Annotated in this window: 13 protein-coding genes and 2 pseudogenes; 8 read left to right on the forward strand and 7 right to left on the reverse strand. The window is 65.2% G+C overall.

Features of this window, described 5'->3' with window-relative positions:
- Positions 1–95: 95 nt before the first annotated feature.
- From G6N68_RS10090 to G6N68_RS10110, 5 genes are all read left to right on the forward strand, one after another.
- Positions 96–1,121: an aromatic ring-hydroxylating dioxygenase subunit alpha gene (locus G6N68_RS10090; protein ID WP_163711156.1), complete on the forward strand. Its 1,026-nt coding sequence runs from the start codon at positions 96–98 to the stop codon at positions 1,119–1,121.
- A 5-nt stretch (positions 1,122–1,126) separates the two neighbouring features.
- Positions 1,127–2,215, forward strand: a complete 1,089-nt coding sequence (locus tag G6N68_RS10095; RefSeq protein WP_163711160.1) for an NAD(P)H-dependent amine dehydrogenase family protein — start codon at positions 1,127–1,129, stop codon at positions 2,213–2,215.
- Positions 2,216–2,320: 105 nt separating this feature from the next.
- Entirely contained in the window at positions 2,321–2,851 is a 531-nt protein-coding gene (locus tag G6N68_RS10100) for a hypothetical protein (RefSeq protein WP_163711164.1), read from the forward strand.
- Positions 2,852–2,865: 14 nt separating this feature from the next.
- Positions 2,866–3,453 (forward strand): hypothetical protein, encoded by a 588-nt coding sequence (locus G6N68_RS10105; protein WP_163711167.1) that lies wholly within the window; start codon positions 2,866–2,868, stop codon positions 3,451–3,453.
- Positions 3,454–3,490: 37 nt separating this feature from the next.
- Positions 3,491–4,519, forward strand: coding sequence for an Rv2578c family radical SAM protein (locus G6N68_RS10110; protein ID WP_163711171.1), 1,029 nt, complete (start codon positions 3,491–3,493; stop codon positions 4,517–4,519).
- A 1-nt stretch (position 4,520) separates the two neighbouring features.
- Here G6N68_RS10110 and G6N68_RS10115 read toward each other — a convergent pair whose 3' ends face one another.
- Complete coding sequence (locus G6N68_RS10115; RefSeq protein ID WP_163711174.1) at positions 4,521–6,074, reverse strand: purple acid phosphatase family protein; 1,554 nt, start codon at positions 6,072–6,074, stop codon at positions 4,521–4,523.
- Between the two features lie 394 nt (positions 6,075–6,468).
- On the opposite strand from G6N68_RS10115, the gene G6N68_RS10120 reads away from it, so the two are divergent.
- Entirely contained in the window at positions 6,469–6,912 is a 444-nt protein-coding gene (locus G6N68_RS10120) for an Rv2576c family protein (protein ID WP_163711176.1), read from the forward strand.
- Here G6N68_RS10120 and G6N68_RS10125 read toward each other — a convergent pair.
- Positions 6,887–7,408 carry a helix-turn-helix domain-containing protein gene (locus G6N68_RS10125; RefSeq protein ID WP_163711179.1) on the reverse strand — a complete coding sequence of 174 codons (522 nt, stop codon included), beginning with the start codon at positions 7,406–7,408 and terminating at the stop codon, positions 6,887–6,889. The genes G6N68_RS10120 and G6N68_RS10125 overlap by 26 nt on opposite strands.
- Before the next feature lie 54 nt (positions 7,409–7,462).
- Here G6N68_RS10125 and G6N68_RS10130 point away from each other — a divergent pair, with 54 nt between their 5' ends.
- The gene (locus tag G6N68_RS10130; protein WP_371871554.1) at positions 7,463–8,308 is read left to right on the forward strand and encodes an aldolase; all 846 of its coding nucleotides are present in this window, start codon (positions 7,463–7,465) and stop codon (positions 8,306–8,308) included.
- A gap of 23 nt (positions 8,309–8,331) precedes the next feature.
- On the opposite strand, the pseudogene G6N68_RS10135 reads toward G6N68_RS10130, so the two are convergent.
- Positions 8,332–9,555 (reverse strand): annotated as a pseudogene (locus G6N68_RS10135) (IS110 family RNA-guided transposase).
- A 361-nt stretch (positions 9,556–9,916) separates the two neighbouring features.
- Between G6N68_RS10135 and G6N68_RS10140 the strand changes: the two are divergent.
- The gene (locus tag G6N68_RS10140; RefSeq protein WP_163711182.1) at positions 9,917–10,816 is read left to right on the forward strand and encodes a dihydrodipicolinate synthase family protein; all 900 of its coding nucleotides are present in this window, start codon (positions 9,917–9,919) and stop codon (positions 10,814–10,816) included.
- 20 nt (positions 10,817–10,836) lie between these two features.
- On the opposite strand, the gene ypfJ (G6N68_RS10145) is transcribed toward G6N68_RS10140, so the two are convergent.
- The 4 genes and pseudogenes from ypfJ (G6N68_RS10145) to G6N68_RS10160 form a co-directional block, all read right to left on the reverse strand.
- The gene (ypfJ, locus tag G6N68_RS10145) at positions 10,837–11,712 is read right to left on the reverse strand and encodes a KPN_02809 family neutral zinc metallopeptidase (protein WP_163711184.1); all 876 of its coding nucleotides are present in this window, start codon (positions 11,710–11,712) and stop codon (positions 10,837–10,839) included.
- A gap of 30 nt (positions 11,713–11,742) precedes the next feature.
- A complete protein-coding gene (ypfJ, locus tag G6N68_RS10150) occupies positions 11,743–12,630 on the reverse strand; it encodes a KPN_02809 family neutral zinc metallopeptidase (RefSeq protein WP_163711186.1) in 888 nt (295 codons plus the stop codon).
- Between the two features lie 57 nt (positions 12,631–12,687).
- Positions 12,688–13,190, reverse strand: a pseudogene (locus G6N68_RS10155) (SRPBCC family protein).
- Positions 13,191–13,201: 11 nt separating this feature from the next.
- Positions 13,202–14,089, reverse strand: coding sequence for an oxidoreductase (locus tag G6N68_RS10160; protein WP_205351467.1), 888 nt, complete (start codon positions 14,087–14,089; stop codon positions 13,202–13,204).
- Positions 14,090–14,131: the final 42 nt, after the last annotated feature.

Here is a 14,131-nt window from a genome sequence, read left to right on the forward strand (position 1 = left end):
CCCTCAGCCTTGTCGGCCATGCACCGATCCTACGTCTCGACTTCTATTTTCATAGAAGGTACTCTGATTGTTGATTCTGAGGAGGTCGCCCCCGTATGGCCAAGCCGCCGTTGTCGATGAAGCCGACCGGATGGTTTCAGGTCGCCTGGTCCGACGAGATCGGCGTCGGTGACGTGCACAAGATGAAGTACTTCGACCAGGAGTTGGTGGCCTGGCGGGCCGAATCGGGCCAGCTGACGGTGATGAACGCCTACTGCGAACACCTCGGTGCCCACCTCGGATACGGCGGCAAGGTCGTCGGCGAGGTGTTGCAATGTCCCTTTCATGGATGGCAGTGGAGCCACGAGGGCCGCAACGTCTGCATCCCCTATCAGGACCGCCCCAATCGAGGCCGACGCATTCGTACCTATCCCGTCGTCGAACGCAACGCATCGGTCTACATCTGGCATGACGTGCAGGGACGCGCGCCCTACTTCGACGCGCCGGACGTGTTCGCCAGCTTCGGCGACGGCAGCAGCGTCGACGATTACTACCCGCAACAGCGGCTGTACCGGGAACGCCTGGAACTGCATCCGCAGTACGTGCTGGAGAACGGCGTGGACTTCGCGCACTTCAAGTACGTGCACGGCACACCGATCGTGCCGGTGTTCACCCGGCACGACTTCGACGCTCCGGTGTCCTACGTCGACTTCACCATCACCTTCGAAGGCGACGACGGGCAGAAGATCGAAGACGTCAACAGTGGGGTAGAGGCCATCAACGGTGGCTTGGGAGTCGCGGTGACGAAGAGTTGGGGGATGGTCGACAACCGCACCATCTCGGCGATCACCCCGGTGGACGAGTCCACCTCCGATGTCCGGTTCATGGTCTACATCGGTCGCAAGGAGTCGAAGGATCCGGCGCGCGCCGAGACGCGGGCCCGCGAATTCGGTCAAGAAGTCATTCGTCAGTTCGAGCAGGACGTCCAGATCTGGCAGCACCAGCGCTACTCGGATCCGCCCGCGCTGGCCACCGACGAGTATCGAGGCTTCACCGCAATTCGCAACTGGGCCAAGCAGTTTTATCCCGACGGCATTGGCGGCAGCGCCGCTGAAGTGTACGCAGCAACCCAGAAAGGCTGAACCGCATGAGTGCATCCGCTCGACCCACCCGCGTCTTCCAGGTGGCCACCGGAAACGTCGGGTCCGAGATGATCAAGCGGTTGCAATCGCATCCGGATCTCGAACTCATTGGCGTGCACTGCTATTCGGCGGACAAGGTCGGCAAGGACGCCGGGGACCTCGCCGGCATCGGGCCGATCGGCGTCAAGGCGACCGGTTCCATTGAAGAGATCATCGCGGCCAAACCGGACGTGCTGACGTTTCACGGCGTGTTTCCCGACGAGGATCTCTACGTCAAAGTGCTTGAGGCCGGGATCAATATCGTCACCACGGCCGACTGGATCACCGGCTGGCACCGCGACACCAACCACCCCCACCCGTCGGGCAAGCCGGTGACTCAGCTGTTGGCCGAGGCCTGCGAGAAGGGCGGCTCGACCTTCTACGGGACGGGCATGAACCCAGGCTTGAACCAGATTCTGGGTGTGGTGTGCTCGGCCGACGTCGCCGAAATCGAGAACATCACCACCATCGAATCCGTCGACGTGTCCTGCCATCACTCCAAGGACACCTGGATCGAAGTCGGCTATGGACAGCCGGTCGACGACCCGGAGATTCCGTCGAAATTGGAGAAGTACACCCGCGTCTTCGCCGACAGCGTGCTGCTGATGGCCGACTGTTTTGACCTCAAGCTCGACGAGGTCAAGTTCAGCGCCGAGTTGGGCGCCTGCACCAAAGACGTTGACCTGGGCTGGTACACGCTGCCCAAAGGGTCGCTGGGCGGCAACTACATCAAGTACCAGGGCATGGTCGACGGCGTCCCCCGGATCGAGACGCATTTGGAATGGCAGATGACCCCATACACCGAGCCGCACTGGAAGATCAGGGGCTGCTACATCACCAGCATCAAGGGCGACCCGTGCATCTACAACAAGCACATGGTCTTTCCCAAACCCGGAGTCGACCTGTCCAACCCCGACAACTTCGCCTCCATCGGCATGACCATCACCGGTATGCCGGCCCTCGCCGCGATCAGGTCGGTTGTCGAGGCGCCGCCCGGTTTGCTCACCAGCGCCGACATCCCGCTGCGCGGATTCGCCGGCCGGTTCAAGATTTAGCCCCCCTCTTTACGGCGAGCGTGCGTGTCGGTACGCGACGCGCCGGTGGAAGTTGTACATCTGCGCACGCTCGGTTGTGCGACGGCAGGCGTGTACCTTGACCGCGTGGAGCGTAAGGCCTCGGCTTTGTCGATAGTCCCAGTTGTTCTATTCTTCATTGCCGCGCTCTCGACCAACTGGACGAAACCGTATCCGTGTCTCGGGCCCATCTGGCCCGTTGCGGTTGTGCTGGGTTTGGGTGCCGGCATCGCCGGCGCAGCGTGGTTCTTCGTATTTGGCGGACACCGCGGCATGTCACGAAAAATGGTGGCATTCCTGCTGCTTCTGAACTTCGCGTTCGCGCTCATCGCCGGGGTCTACACGTTTGCTCCCTTCCTCAACGCCGCGTTGGATTTCGGACCCGAGACGACGGCGATGGGAACGATCCAAGTAATCAAGCAGGAGGGAACGAGGACCTCGAGGTTCGCCCGCACGCGTAGCGTCACGACGGTCGTCGACGGACGCGAGCGCGAGGGATCCTTCGCGCCAAGCGAGTTTTGGGACGTGGCCGCCGTGCGCGACGGGGGACCGGTACGGCTGACCGTCCGCCCCGGCCTCTTTGGCATACCGTGGATCGAGGAATTCAGCGATCCCTAGCGCGTAGTCGACTAATGCACGCCCGGTTTGCTGATATGCCCAATAGCTGCCGGCAGGCTGAGTACGTTAACCGGGTGATGTTTACGCGCAAGAGCTTTGCGCAAACCCCGCTTGTCGTCCTCCTGATCGCCAGTCTGTCGACGAACTGGGTTAGGCCATACCTGTGCCTCGGACCCATCGACTACGTCGGCATGGCGCTGGGACTGGTCCTTGCCATCGCGGGCGTGGCGTGGTTCTTTGCATTCGACGGCCACCGCGGCACGAAGTTGAAGGTGATCATCGTGATGAACGTCCTTATCGCCGTGATGTCGTTCATCGCCGGGATTTTCTCGCTCGCCCCCTTCCTCAATGCGGAATTGGACTTTGGCCCCGAGATGACGGTGATGGGAACGATCCACGAAATCGAGTACGAATCCACCTCAAGACACAGTCGCCCCAGTCGGACCGTAACGACAATGGTGAATGGACGAGTACGCGAGGCGAGTTTCACGGGCCGCAGCTTTTGGGACGTAGCCGCCGTGCGCAACGGGGGACCGGTACGGCTGACCGTCCGCCCCGGGTTTTTCGGCATCCCGTGGATCGAGAAGTTCAGCGATCCATAACTTGACTGATGAGTCGAACTAGTGTTCGACTAGTGGCATGCGCTGGTCCACCCAGGCGATCGCGGTCAACGGCACACCCGTCGACGACGGAGCGCTACCCGGGCTGCAGCGCCTAGGCCTCGTCCGCAGCGTGCGCGTACCGCACTTCGACGGCATTACCTTTCACGAGGTGCTGTGCAAGTCGGCACTGAACAAAGTCCCCAACGCCGCGGCCTTGCCATTCCGCTTCACCGTGAACGGCTACCGCGGCTGCTCGCACGCCTGCCGCTATTGCTTCGCGCGGCCCACCCACGAATATCTGGACTTCGACCCGGGCGATGACTTCGACACCCAGGTCATCGTCAAGACCAATGTCGCCGAGGTCCTGCGTCGCGAGCTGCGACGGCCGTCCTGGCAACGGGAGACCGTCGCGCTGGGCACCAACACCGATCCGTACCAGCGCGCCGAGGGCCGCTACGCGCTGATGCCCGGCATCATCACCGCGTTGGCCGGGTCCGGAACGCCGCTGTCCATCCTGACCAAGGGCACCCTGCTGCGTCGCGACCTGCGGCTGATCGCCGATGCGGCGCAACATGTTCCGGTCTCGGTCGCCGTGTCGCTGGCGGTAGGGGACCCGGAACTGCACCGCGATGTCGAGCCCGGCACCCCGACCCCGCAGGCCCGACTGCAGCTCATCAGGGCAATCCGCGACGCCGGACTCAACTGTCATGTCATGGTCGCTCCGGTGCTGCCGCACCTCACGGATTCCGCCGAGCACCTCGACGGCCTGCTCGGCCAGATCGCCGCCGCCGGCGCCACCAGCGTCACGGTGTTCGGTCTGCATCTGCGGGGATCGACGCGCGGCTGGTTCATGGCCTGGCTGTCCCGCCAGCACCCCGAACTGCTCGCCGCGTACCGCGAGTTGTACCGGCGCGGAGCGTATCTGCCCGAGAGTTACCGCGACATGCTGCGCCAGCGTGCCGCGCCGCTGGTCAAGAAACACCGCCTGGCCGGTGATTCCCGGCCGTCGACGGTCGCAGCAGAAGCGGCCAGCGCACCGGAGCCCCTGCAGCCGACGTTGTTCTGAGTCAGCCGCCCCGGGGCTTGGTCAGGGTGAACTGGTCGATCGGGGTCACCTCGCCGAACGGCCCGGTCACGGCGTAGTGCGTCGCCTTGATCGACGTGGTGCCGCCCGGCTGTCCCGGGTCGACGTCGAAAGACGAGAAGCCGTAAGGGTTGTCGCGGTCGCGGAACGCCGACCAAGGCGCATCCTCCATCACATAGATCGGCTTCTTGTGACCGCTTTCGGGGTCGACATCGCCGACGCCGGTGATGACCCGGCACTTGAGGTCGGCATAGAACTTGCCGTTGGTCGGCTTCGATGTACCGCCGCCTCCGATCACCAGATGCACCGTCCCCTTCGTGGGGTCGATGACGTCGGTGCCGGCGTCGACGGGTATCGGGGTACGGGTGTCGGTGCCCAGCGCCCCGCGCAGCGGATGTGATCGTTCGTAGTGGTGTTCGTGGCCGCACAGCACCAGGTCGACGGCGTATTGGTCGAACAGCGGTAGCCAGTCCTGCCGAATACCGAGATCGGCGCCGTTGGCCTCGGCGGTGGAGATCGCCGTCTGGTGCATGCAGACCACCACCCAATCGATGTCAGGGTCGTGCCGGGCGGCGGCGAGTTCGCTTTCCAGCCAACGCTTTTGCTCGCCGCCGGAGTAGCCGTGCACATAGACGTTGCCGCCGTCCTGAAACGCCACGTCGTCGTTCTGTAGGGCGATGACCCGCACCGAGCCAGCGGTAAACGAGTACCACAGGCCGCGAAGCTCCGGGCTCGACCCCGAGTCGGGAACCGCGAAAAAGGTCTGGAAGGCGCCGTAGCCGATTGGGCCGTTGCCCTTTTCGTTCTCGTGATTGCCTGCCGCCGGCATCCACGGCCGGTAACGCGCGGAGCGGGTGTTGTTCTGGAACCAGTCCGACCAGGTGCGGACGCGGTCGCTGGCCAGGTTCGCGTAGCACAGGTCGCCGTTGACCAGGTTGAACAGCGGCGCCATGCGCTCGATCGCAACGGTGGTGTCGCCGGCCGCCGGGGATCCGATGTGGTCGTTGAGGTACCGGCCTTCGGTCAGGTGGTCCAGCATCGGCGTCGACTGGTCACCGAAGCTGGTGAAGCGCAGTGGTTTTCGCCCGGCTGGAGCCGTTCGGATGGTGCCCAACTCCGGCTTGGTGCCGTCGTGCACCGCGGCATACACGTAATCGGTGTCTGGGGTCAGGTTGGACAGACGCGCGTGATTGACGCGAATTTCACTGCCAGACTTGGCATCCCGATATGTCCGGGTTTCCGCAGCGATGACGTCGCCGAAGCCCGCCGTTGGTGTGCCGAGCAGCACGCGCGGATTGCGGACGGCGTCGGTGGTATGCCACGACACGACGACCTCGGTGCCGGCATTGCGACCGAACTGCAGATGCAACCCGCCCACGGGCGGTGCGCCGGTGCGGTCGGGTTGGTACCAGACACCCGGGCCGCGACTCGGCGAGCCCAGTAGCGCGGCCCCACCGAGTCCGACGCCCACTCCGGCGACCGCCGCCGCGCCCGTCGTCAGCAAGGTGCGACGGCTGATCCCCCTGGCGTCATCCACATACGCTTCATACCGAAGCCAAGCGACCTGAAGGTGAACGCCCCCTCGACGTGGCCGCGCGCCTACCGCCGCCGCCGAGAGTGTGGCCTACGTACCCGCATTCGCCCGCGGCGGGCAACCGGCCTCACGTTCGGCGACTCGGAGGCGCCGCGCGCACCTGCCGCCGCCGCCGAGAGTGTGGCCTACGTACCCGCATTCGCCCGCGGCGGTCGATACGCCTCACGTTCGGCGACTCGGCCGCGCCGCGCGCATCTACCGTCGCCACCGAGAGTGTGGCCTACGTACCCGGATTCGACCGCGGCGGTCGATACGCCCCACGTTCGGCGAGCTCGGCCTAGCCGCGCACCTACTCGGCCGAAATCCAATGGGTAACGAATCCGGTAGCGTTTTCGATATGACGAACGTGCGAAAACTGGCAAGCGCGTGCGCGGCAGCAGCGGTCGTGGGGGCGTGGGCAGCGACGGCATCCGCCGCCACCTCACATGCAGACCCGGCCGGCCACCAAGTGACCTACACGATCACCAGCACCGGAAACCTCACCGGCAATGTCCGGTACATCAACAGCGACCCGCCCAGCCAGGCGGCCTTCGACGCCAACTCGTCGCAGTATCTGCTCACCGTTCCGACCACGTTCAGCCCCGGGGACCCGCTGGTCTACACCACGACGCTGAACAACCCGAATCAGTGGGCGTTCGTCACCGCCAGCGGCGGCTGCAAGTGGCCCGACTGCAGCTCCGGGGTTCTCGCGGAACTTCACTGCGAGATCGCCGTCGACGGCCAGGTGGTGGCCAACCAAACCGCCACCACCGGGGTCACCTGCTCGACTCGGCCCTGGTAACGACGACGACTTCGGCAGGTTCGCTCCCCACCGACTTGAGCTTGTGGCCGACGGTCGCGTCGAAATACGCGCTGTCCCCGGCGCCCAGGGTGACCGTCTGGTCCCCGTATGCCAGTTCGACGGTGCCCGCATGCACGAACACGAACTCCTGGCCGCCGTGCTCCGCGGGCGGGTCGTCGGTGGCGGCCACCGTCGGACGAACCACAAACGGCGACATTGTCTTTCCGAGCTGAGTTGATGCCAGCGCCCGGTAGCGGTCGCCACTGCGATGCTCGGCACGGTCGACGGTGATCCGCTCGTTGGCCGCCTCCTCGGAGAAGAGTCGTCCGACGTCGACGTCCAGCGCCCGGGCCACCTTGAGCGCCACGGCGATCGACGGCGTGCTGTGCCCACGCTCGATTTTCGAAAGGTAACTCTTGGTCAGCCCGGTCCGCTCGGCCAGTTGCTCGAGGGTCAGGCCACGTTCCTTGCGGACGGGCCGCAGCAATGCCGCCACCGGTGACTCCCTCGTTCGAAACATAGATGACACAAAGTTTCCTGTAGTGCTACATTGTGTCATATGGCTAGCGCGAGCAGACGCGAAATTCCCCAGGAGCGCGCTGCTTCGGACGATTTTGCGACTGCCCGTGTGGAAAAGTCGGAGTTGATGCGCCGGGCTCAGCAGCGCCTGGCCGCCGAGACCGCGGAATCGCAGCTGACCACCCGGCAGAAGCTCGCGCTCACCTGCCGCGCATTGTTCGATGCCGGGCACGATTCCGGGCTGGCCGGCCAGATCACCGCCCGCGCCGAAGAACCGGGGACGTACTACACCCAGCGTCTGGGTCTCGGGTTCGACGAGATCACCGAGGAAAATCTGTTGCTGGTCGACGAGGACCTCAATGTGCTCGACGGCGACGGAATGGCCAACCCCGCCAACCGCTTTCACAGCTGGATCTACCGCGCCCGTCCCGACGTGCAGTGCATCGTGCACACGCACCCATTCCACGTAGCGGCCCTGTCCATGCTCGAGGTGCCGCTGATCGTGTCGCACATGGACACCACCCCGCTCTACGACGACTGCGCGTTTCTCGCCAACTGGCCCGGCGTGCCGGTCGGTAACGAGGAGGGGGAAATCATCACCGCCGCGCTCGGCGACAAGAAAGCGGTGCTGTTGGCACATCACGGGCAGGTGGTGGCCGGGGCCAGCATCGAGGAGGCATGTTCGCTCGCGGTCCTCATCGAGCGTGCCGCGAAACTGCAGCTGGCCGCGATGGCCGCCGGCACCATCAAGGAACTCCCGGTCGAACTGGCCCGCGAAGCCCACGACTGGACGCTCACGCCCGCGCGCAGCCGGGCCAACTTCGCCTACTACGCCCGCCGCGCCCTGGCGCGTCACCCCGATGCGATCACCAGCTGAGAGACATCTCACGAAGTTAGAAGTCAAGCCGCGAGTGTGAGAGGGGGTGGAAACGCCTGATGTTCGTTGTACCGTTGGCCAGTTTGCAGGCAGTGGTGGAGTTGGCCGAGGAACTTGTTGAACAGGTGTCGTTGGGCTTGGCGGTTCCAGTCTCCTGCGGCGCGGCGGGCATCGAAGTGGCGACGGGCACCCGGGGAACCGCGCAACGATGCCAACGCCCAGATCGAGCCGACCGCGGCCAGGCGCCGGTTTTTGATATGCCGATGTGTCACAACGGTTTCTCGCTGGCGCGGGTGATAGGGGCCGATCCAGCGAAGGCTTTCAACCCGCGGGCATCAGCGAAGCGGGCGCGGTCGTCGCCGATCTCGGCGAGCACCCGGGCGCCAGTCAGATTCCCAGGCCAGGAAGCTGGTGATGATCGCGGCGTCCGGGTGCTGTTCAAAATGGGCGATCGCCGCCTCGGCCAGGTCATCGCCGGCCGCGCTCGCGGCCTCGAACTGGCGCAGCAGCGCGGCCAGCTGGATGCCCATCGCGTTTTCCACCATGGGTGGTTGGTGCAGGTAGGTGTCGGTGAACACGCTGCGCAGCCGCTCGACGTCACGGTCGAGGTCACGGCGGCGGCCGGCTTTGACCAGCAACCGGCGCAGCCGCGCCGGGGTCAGTTTTGCAGCCTGCGTGGGGGTTGGCGCGGCCGCCAGGATGGTGCGCGCGTCGGCGCGGGCCAGCCCTCCGCTGGGCAGGTCTGCGAAGGCCGCCAGCGCGGCCGGGTAGAAGTCTTTGAGCAGATCGCGGATCTGGTTGCCGATCTGCTGACGTGCCCACACGGCGTCCTGCTGGGCGCGCGCCAGTACCCGGATAGCCTGGGTCAGCTCGGTGTCGAGGGGCAGCCGGCGGTGGGCGTCGGGGTCGGTGCGGATGATGTTGGCCAACAGCACTGCGTCGGTGGCATCGGATTTGGCGCCCGAGTGCATACCGCGCCCGATACCGCGAGGCCGCCAACGGATTGATCGGATATATCGCCCGGCCGGTTTCGCGCAACGCGCCTACCCACAGCCCGCGGTCGGTTTCGATCCCCACCGGGATCGGATGCTCGGCGCTGTCGCCGACCTCGGCCAACAGGGTCAACAACTGTGCAAAGCCGCCGCGTCGTTATCGACCCTCCCGCGGGCCACCACGCGACCGTCGGCGTCTACCACGGCGACATCGTGATGCGATGTGGCCCAGTCGATTCCGCAAAAAAGTTCCAAATTACCGCTCCTTCGATCACTCAACCGGTCACGAGCCTTGATGGGGTCACGCGGCGCCCTAATCGCAGGACTCGAAGGTCCGTCATCTCACTAGCCGTCCGTGACTCCAGCACACCACAGGGCCTCGTTCTTTCGAAGAGCTCGAAGCTCGGGATCGTTAGCCGGGAGGTCGACCCTGTGGCGGGCTCGAGCAACGGCATCCCACCACCGAAAGCCATGATCTGCCGTCAGGCGCGCCGCTCTCTCATAAGGCGTCATACGCCGGGAGCTCCCAGGCATCACCCAACGGCAGACCACACAGGAATCGCCCTGGCCTACACGACCAGTAACCAACCCCTACTAAACGATTAGGAGCAGTTCCGTGCCGGACTCGCCGAAACCGCCAAAATTTCACGGCATCATCGCCTACCCGATAACGCCGTTCACGTCCGGCGGCTCCGGCGGTATCGACACCAAGACCCTGGCCGCCCTCGTCGACAAACTCGTCACCAACGGGGTCCACGCGATCGCCCCACTCGGCAGCACCGGTGAGTTGGCCTACCTGGACGAGTCCGAGTTCGACACCGTCGTCGACACCACGATGACGGCCGTCAACGGACGGCTACCGGTCATCGTCGGCGTGTCGGATGTGACCACCGCCAAGACCGTTCGCCGGGCCCAGTATGCGCAGCAGGCGGGAGCCGACGCCGTCATGGTCCTGCCGGTGTCGTACTGGAAGCTCACCGAGCGCGAGATCGTGCAGCACTACCGCAGCATCGGCGAGGCCATCGACATCCCGATCATGGCCTACAACAATCCGGCTACCAGCGGCGTAGACATGAGTCCCGAGCTGCTGGTCACCATGTTCGACAGCATCGACAACGTCACCATGGTCAAAGAGTCGACCGGCGACCTGACCCGCATGCAGCGCATCGACGCACTCAGCGAGGGCAAGCTGCCCTTCTACAACGGCAGCAACCCGCTGGTGCTCGACGCGCTCAAAGCGGGTGCGTCCGGCTGGTGCACGGCCGCACCCAATCTGCGGCCCCAGCCGTGTATCGACCTGTATGAGGCGGTACGCACCGGCGACCTGGACAAGGCGCAACACCTGTACGACGACCTCAAGCCCCTGCTGCGGTTCATCGTCGACGGCGGCCTGGCCACCACCGTGAAGGCCGGCCTCGACCTGCTCGGCTTCCCGGCCGGTGACCCGCGGCCGCCGCTGCTACCACTTGACGACCAGGGGCGCGTCGAGTTGCAGAAACTGTTGGCAAGCGCCTGAGCTCAGCAGCTCCTGCGACTTCAGCCCAGGTCCGTGGCGTTGAAGGTGTTGCACTTGTTGGGGTCGCCGCTTTGGTAGCCGATGGTGAACCACTTCTGCCGTTGTCTGGACGAACCGTGCGTCCATGATTCCGGGTTGGTGCGCCCGGCGGTCTGCTCCTGGATGCGGTCGTCGCCCACCGCCGCCGCGGCCGAGAGCGCATCTTTAATGTCGTTGTCGCTCAACGGTTCTAGGTATGGCGCTCCGGTGCCCGCCTGAACGATGGTGGATGCGTAGTGCCCCCAGACGCCGGCATAGCAGTCGGCCTGTAACTCGGTGCGCACGCCGCTGCCTGCGGCGCCTCGCGCACCCTGCTGACCGCGGCCGATCACCCCCAGCAGGTTCTGCACGTGGTGACCGAATTCATGCGCCACCACATACTCTTCGGCGAATGGCCCACCGTTGGAACCGAATTGGGTCACCAGCACATGGAAGAAGTCGGTGTCGAAATACGCGGTCTTGTCCGCTGGGCAATAGAACGGCCCCACGTCGCTGCTGGCCGGCCCGCAACCGGTGGCCACCTCTCCGCTGAACAGCCGCACGCGTGGACGCGTGTAGCCGCGCATCAGCTTCGTCCATACCGCGTCCACGGAGTTGCCGGTGGCCACCACTCGGCACTGCACGTACTTGTTGGCATCCGCACCGGTCTTGCACTGGCGCAAGTCGAAACCGGGCGCGGTGGCGCCCTCCACGTTCATCGGCATCTGGCTCAGCACACCACCGGGATCGACGCCCAGCAGCATCGCCACCACTACGACGAGCAGACCCGCAAGCCCGCCGCCGATGGCTACGCTGCGACCGCCAGCAGACGATGACGACGTGCTGGTGTCGATTTGCATGCCTTCGTTGAAGGTCATCGAACCCCCGAAATCCGACCCGCCAGAGGGTTATCCCAAGTCAGTGGCGTCGAAAGTATCGCACTTGTTCGGGTCGCCAGTCTGATAGCCGACGGTGAACCACTTCTGGCGTTGTTCGGAGGAACCGTGCGTCCAGGACTCGGGATTTACGCGGCCGGTCGCCTGCTTCTGGATTCGGTCATCGCCGACGGACGCCGCCGCCGACAACGCGTCCTGGATGTCTCGGTCGGTCAACGGCTCCAGGTAGGGCACCCCGGTGCTCTCCTGTTTGGTCGTGGACGCGTAGTGCGCCCAGATCCCGGCGTAGCAGTCGGCTTGCAGTTCGGTGCGAACGCCATTGCCCTGAGCGCCTTGTGCGCCTTGCTGGGCTTTGCCCAGGATGCCCTGCAGATTCTGGACGTGGTGGCCGTATTCGTGAGCCACCACATACTCCTGAGCGAAAGGCCCGCCGCTGGAACCGAATTGCTCGACCAGCACCTGGAAGAAGTCGGTGTCGAAGTAAGCGGTCTTGTCCACCGGGCAGTAGAACGGCCCGACCTCGCTGGTGGCCGACCCGCATCCGGTGTTGACATAGCCGGTGAACAGCCGCACCTGGGGACGGGTGTAGCGGGGCATCAACTGCTGCCACACCGCATCCACGGAGTTGCCGGTGGCCACCACCCGGCACTGGACGAACCTGTTGGCGTCGGCCCCGGTCTTGCACTGGTTCAGGTCGAACCCGGGTGCTTCCACGCCCGGCATGCCGGAACCGAGGCCGGGCTGGTTCGTCACCTTGCCGGGATCGACCCCCAGGAACATCGCGACGACGACCACGAGCAAACCGCCCAGACCCCCGCCGATGGCGATGTTTCGGCCGCCTCCACCACCCGACGAGGACGCGGCGCTGGTGTCGATCTGCATGCCTTCGTTGAAGGTCATCGCACTCTCCCTGGAATTAGGTGGGCATCGGTGTGTGCCGAGTACCCGCAAACCAGCCTATCGCTGGTCGGCGGCGGCGAACCGGGCGTCTGTGTACCGGCGGAGATTGCGCAAAACCGTCGCAAGGCCAGGTTGAGCAGCGGGCCGAACACGACCATCGACACCCGCGCCGGACCGAGCGGCTTCATGGCCATGGTCCAGGTCACCCGGCAACCGCCCGGAATGGCTTCGACGCGGTAATCCTCGGCGAACGCCCCGACATAGGGGGTGGAGCACTCATTGAATCGAAATGTCATGTGGGTGAACGGTTCCCAGGCGAGGAACACTTCGTCGCCGACGATCCCGCCCCGCATCTCGACGAGGCGCGTGCTGCCGACGTCGCGGGGCAGGGGACTGGTCCATGTCACATTGGTGATCACCGGCGCCCACTGCGGCCACGACTCGGCGTCGGCAAAGACCTCGAACAGCTGCTCGGGTGTGATCGCCAGGTCGACACTGTTGCGGAATCGATGGGGCGCGGAGTCGATGAAGCCGAGGTCCACGCGCTCGCACGGGTGCATGAGCTGAGACCTTATCCGGGCCCGTCGCTCCCCGCCGCCAACAGCGGCACCACGACATCACTGATCGGGGTGGCCAGACCGTGGGGCCGAGCCTTGCGGATGATCACCCCGTTGCGCAGGTCCCATTCCAGCGGCCGGTGAGCCTCCCGGTCGCTCAGGATCGACGTCGTCATGTCTTCGGGAGCCGCGCGGAAACCGCCGACCAACTCTTCGATCAGATCGTCCGGCAGGTTGGCTCCCTCGGCGCGGGCGACCGCAAGACATTCGGCGACGTAGCGGCGAGACAGCTCCGCGATGTCGTCGCGGCGGAACATTCCGGAGCGCCGGCCGGTCAGTGCCATGAAGCCGGCCAAAGCGTTGAGGACGAGTTTGCGCCACACCACGGTGGTGAAGTCGGGGTCGCAGGTGACCCGGCAGCCCGCGTCGCCCAGCAACGCGGCCAGCGACTCAGCGGCCGGCCCGGTGGGCAGTACCAGTAGGGCGTCGCCGCGCAAACGTACCCAGCCCTCGGGCTGCGTTTCGGCGGCGAACCACACTGTGCCGGGAACGACGGTGGAGGACGGGCAGTGCGGCTGGACCTGCTCGACTTGTTCGACTCCGTTCTGCAACACGCAGACCACCGTGTTTTCATCGCACAACCGAGCCAACCAGTCGTGGGCGGCGTCGTTCTGGGTGGCTTTGACGGCCAGGATCACCACCTCGACCGGGCCGCTCACCTCGGCGGGGTCGGCGTGGACCGGCCCGGGCACGAGGATCGGGTCCGCGCCGTCTGGCCGCAGTTCTAGTCCCTCACGTGGCGTCCGGCCGCATAGCAGCAGCGAATGGCCGGCTTTGTGCAACAGCGCGGCCACCGTCGTTCCGACGGCGCCGGGACCGATCAGCGCGATGTTCGTAGCGATGGCGACGAAATTACCCCGCGTCGCAAGTGCGTGCTCCGACAC

The sequence above is a fragment of the Mycobacterium bourgelatii genome, assembly GCF_010723575.1.
GTDB lineage: Bacteria > Actinomycetota > Actinomycetes > Mycobacteriales > Mycobacteriaceae > Mycobacterium > Mycobacterium bourgelatii.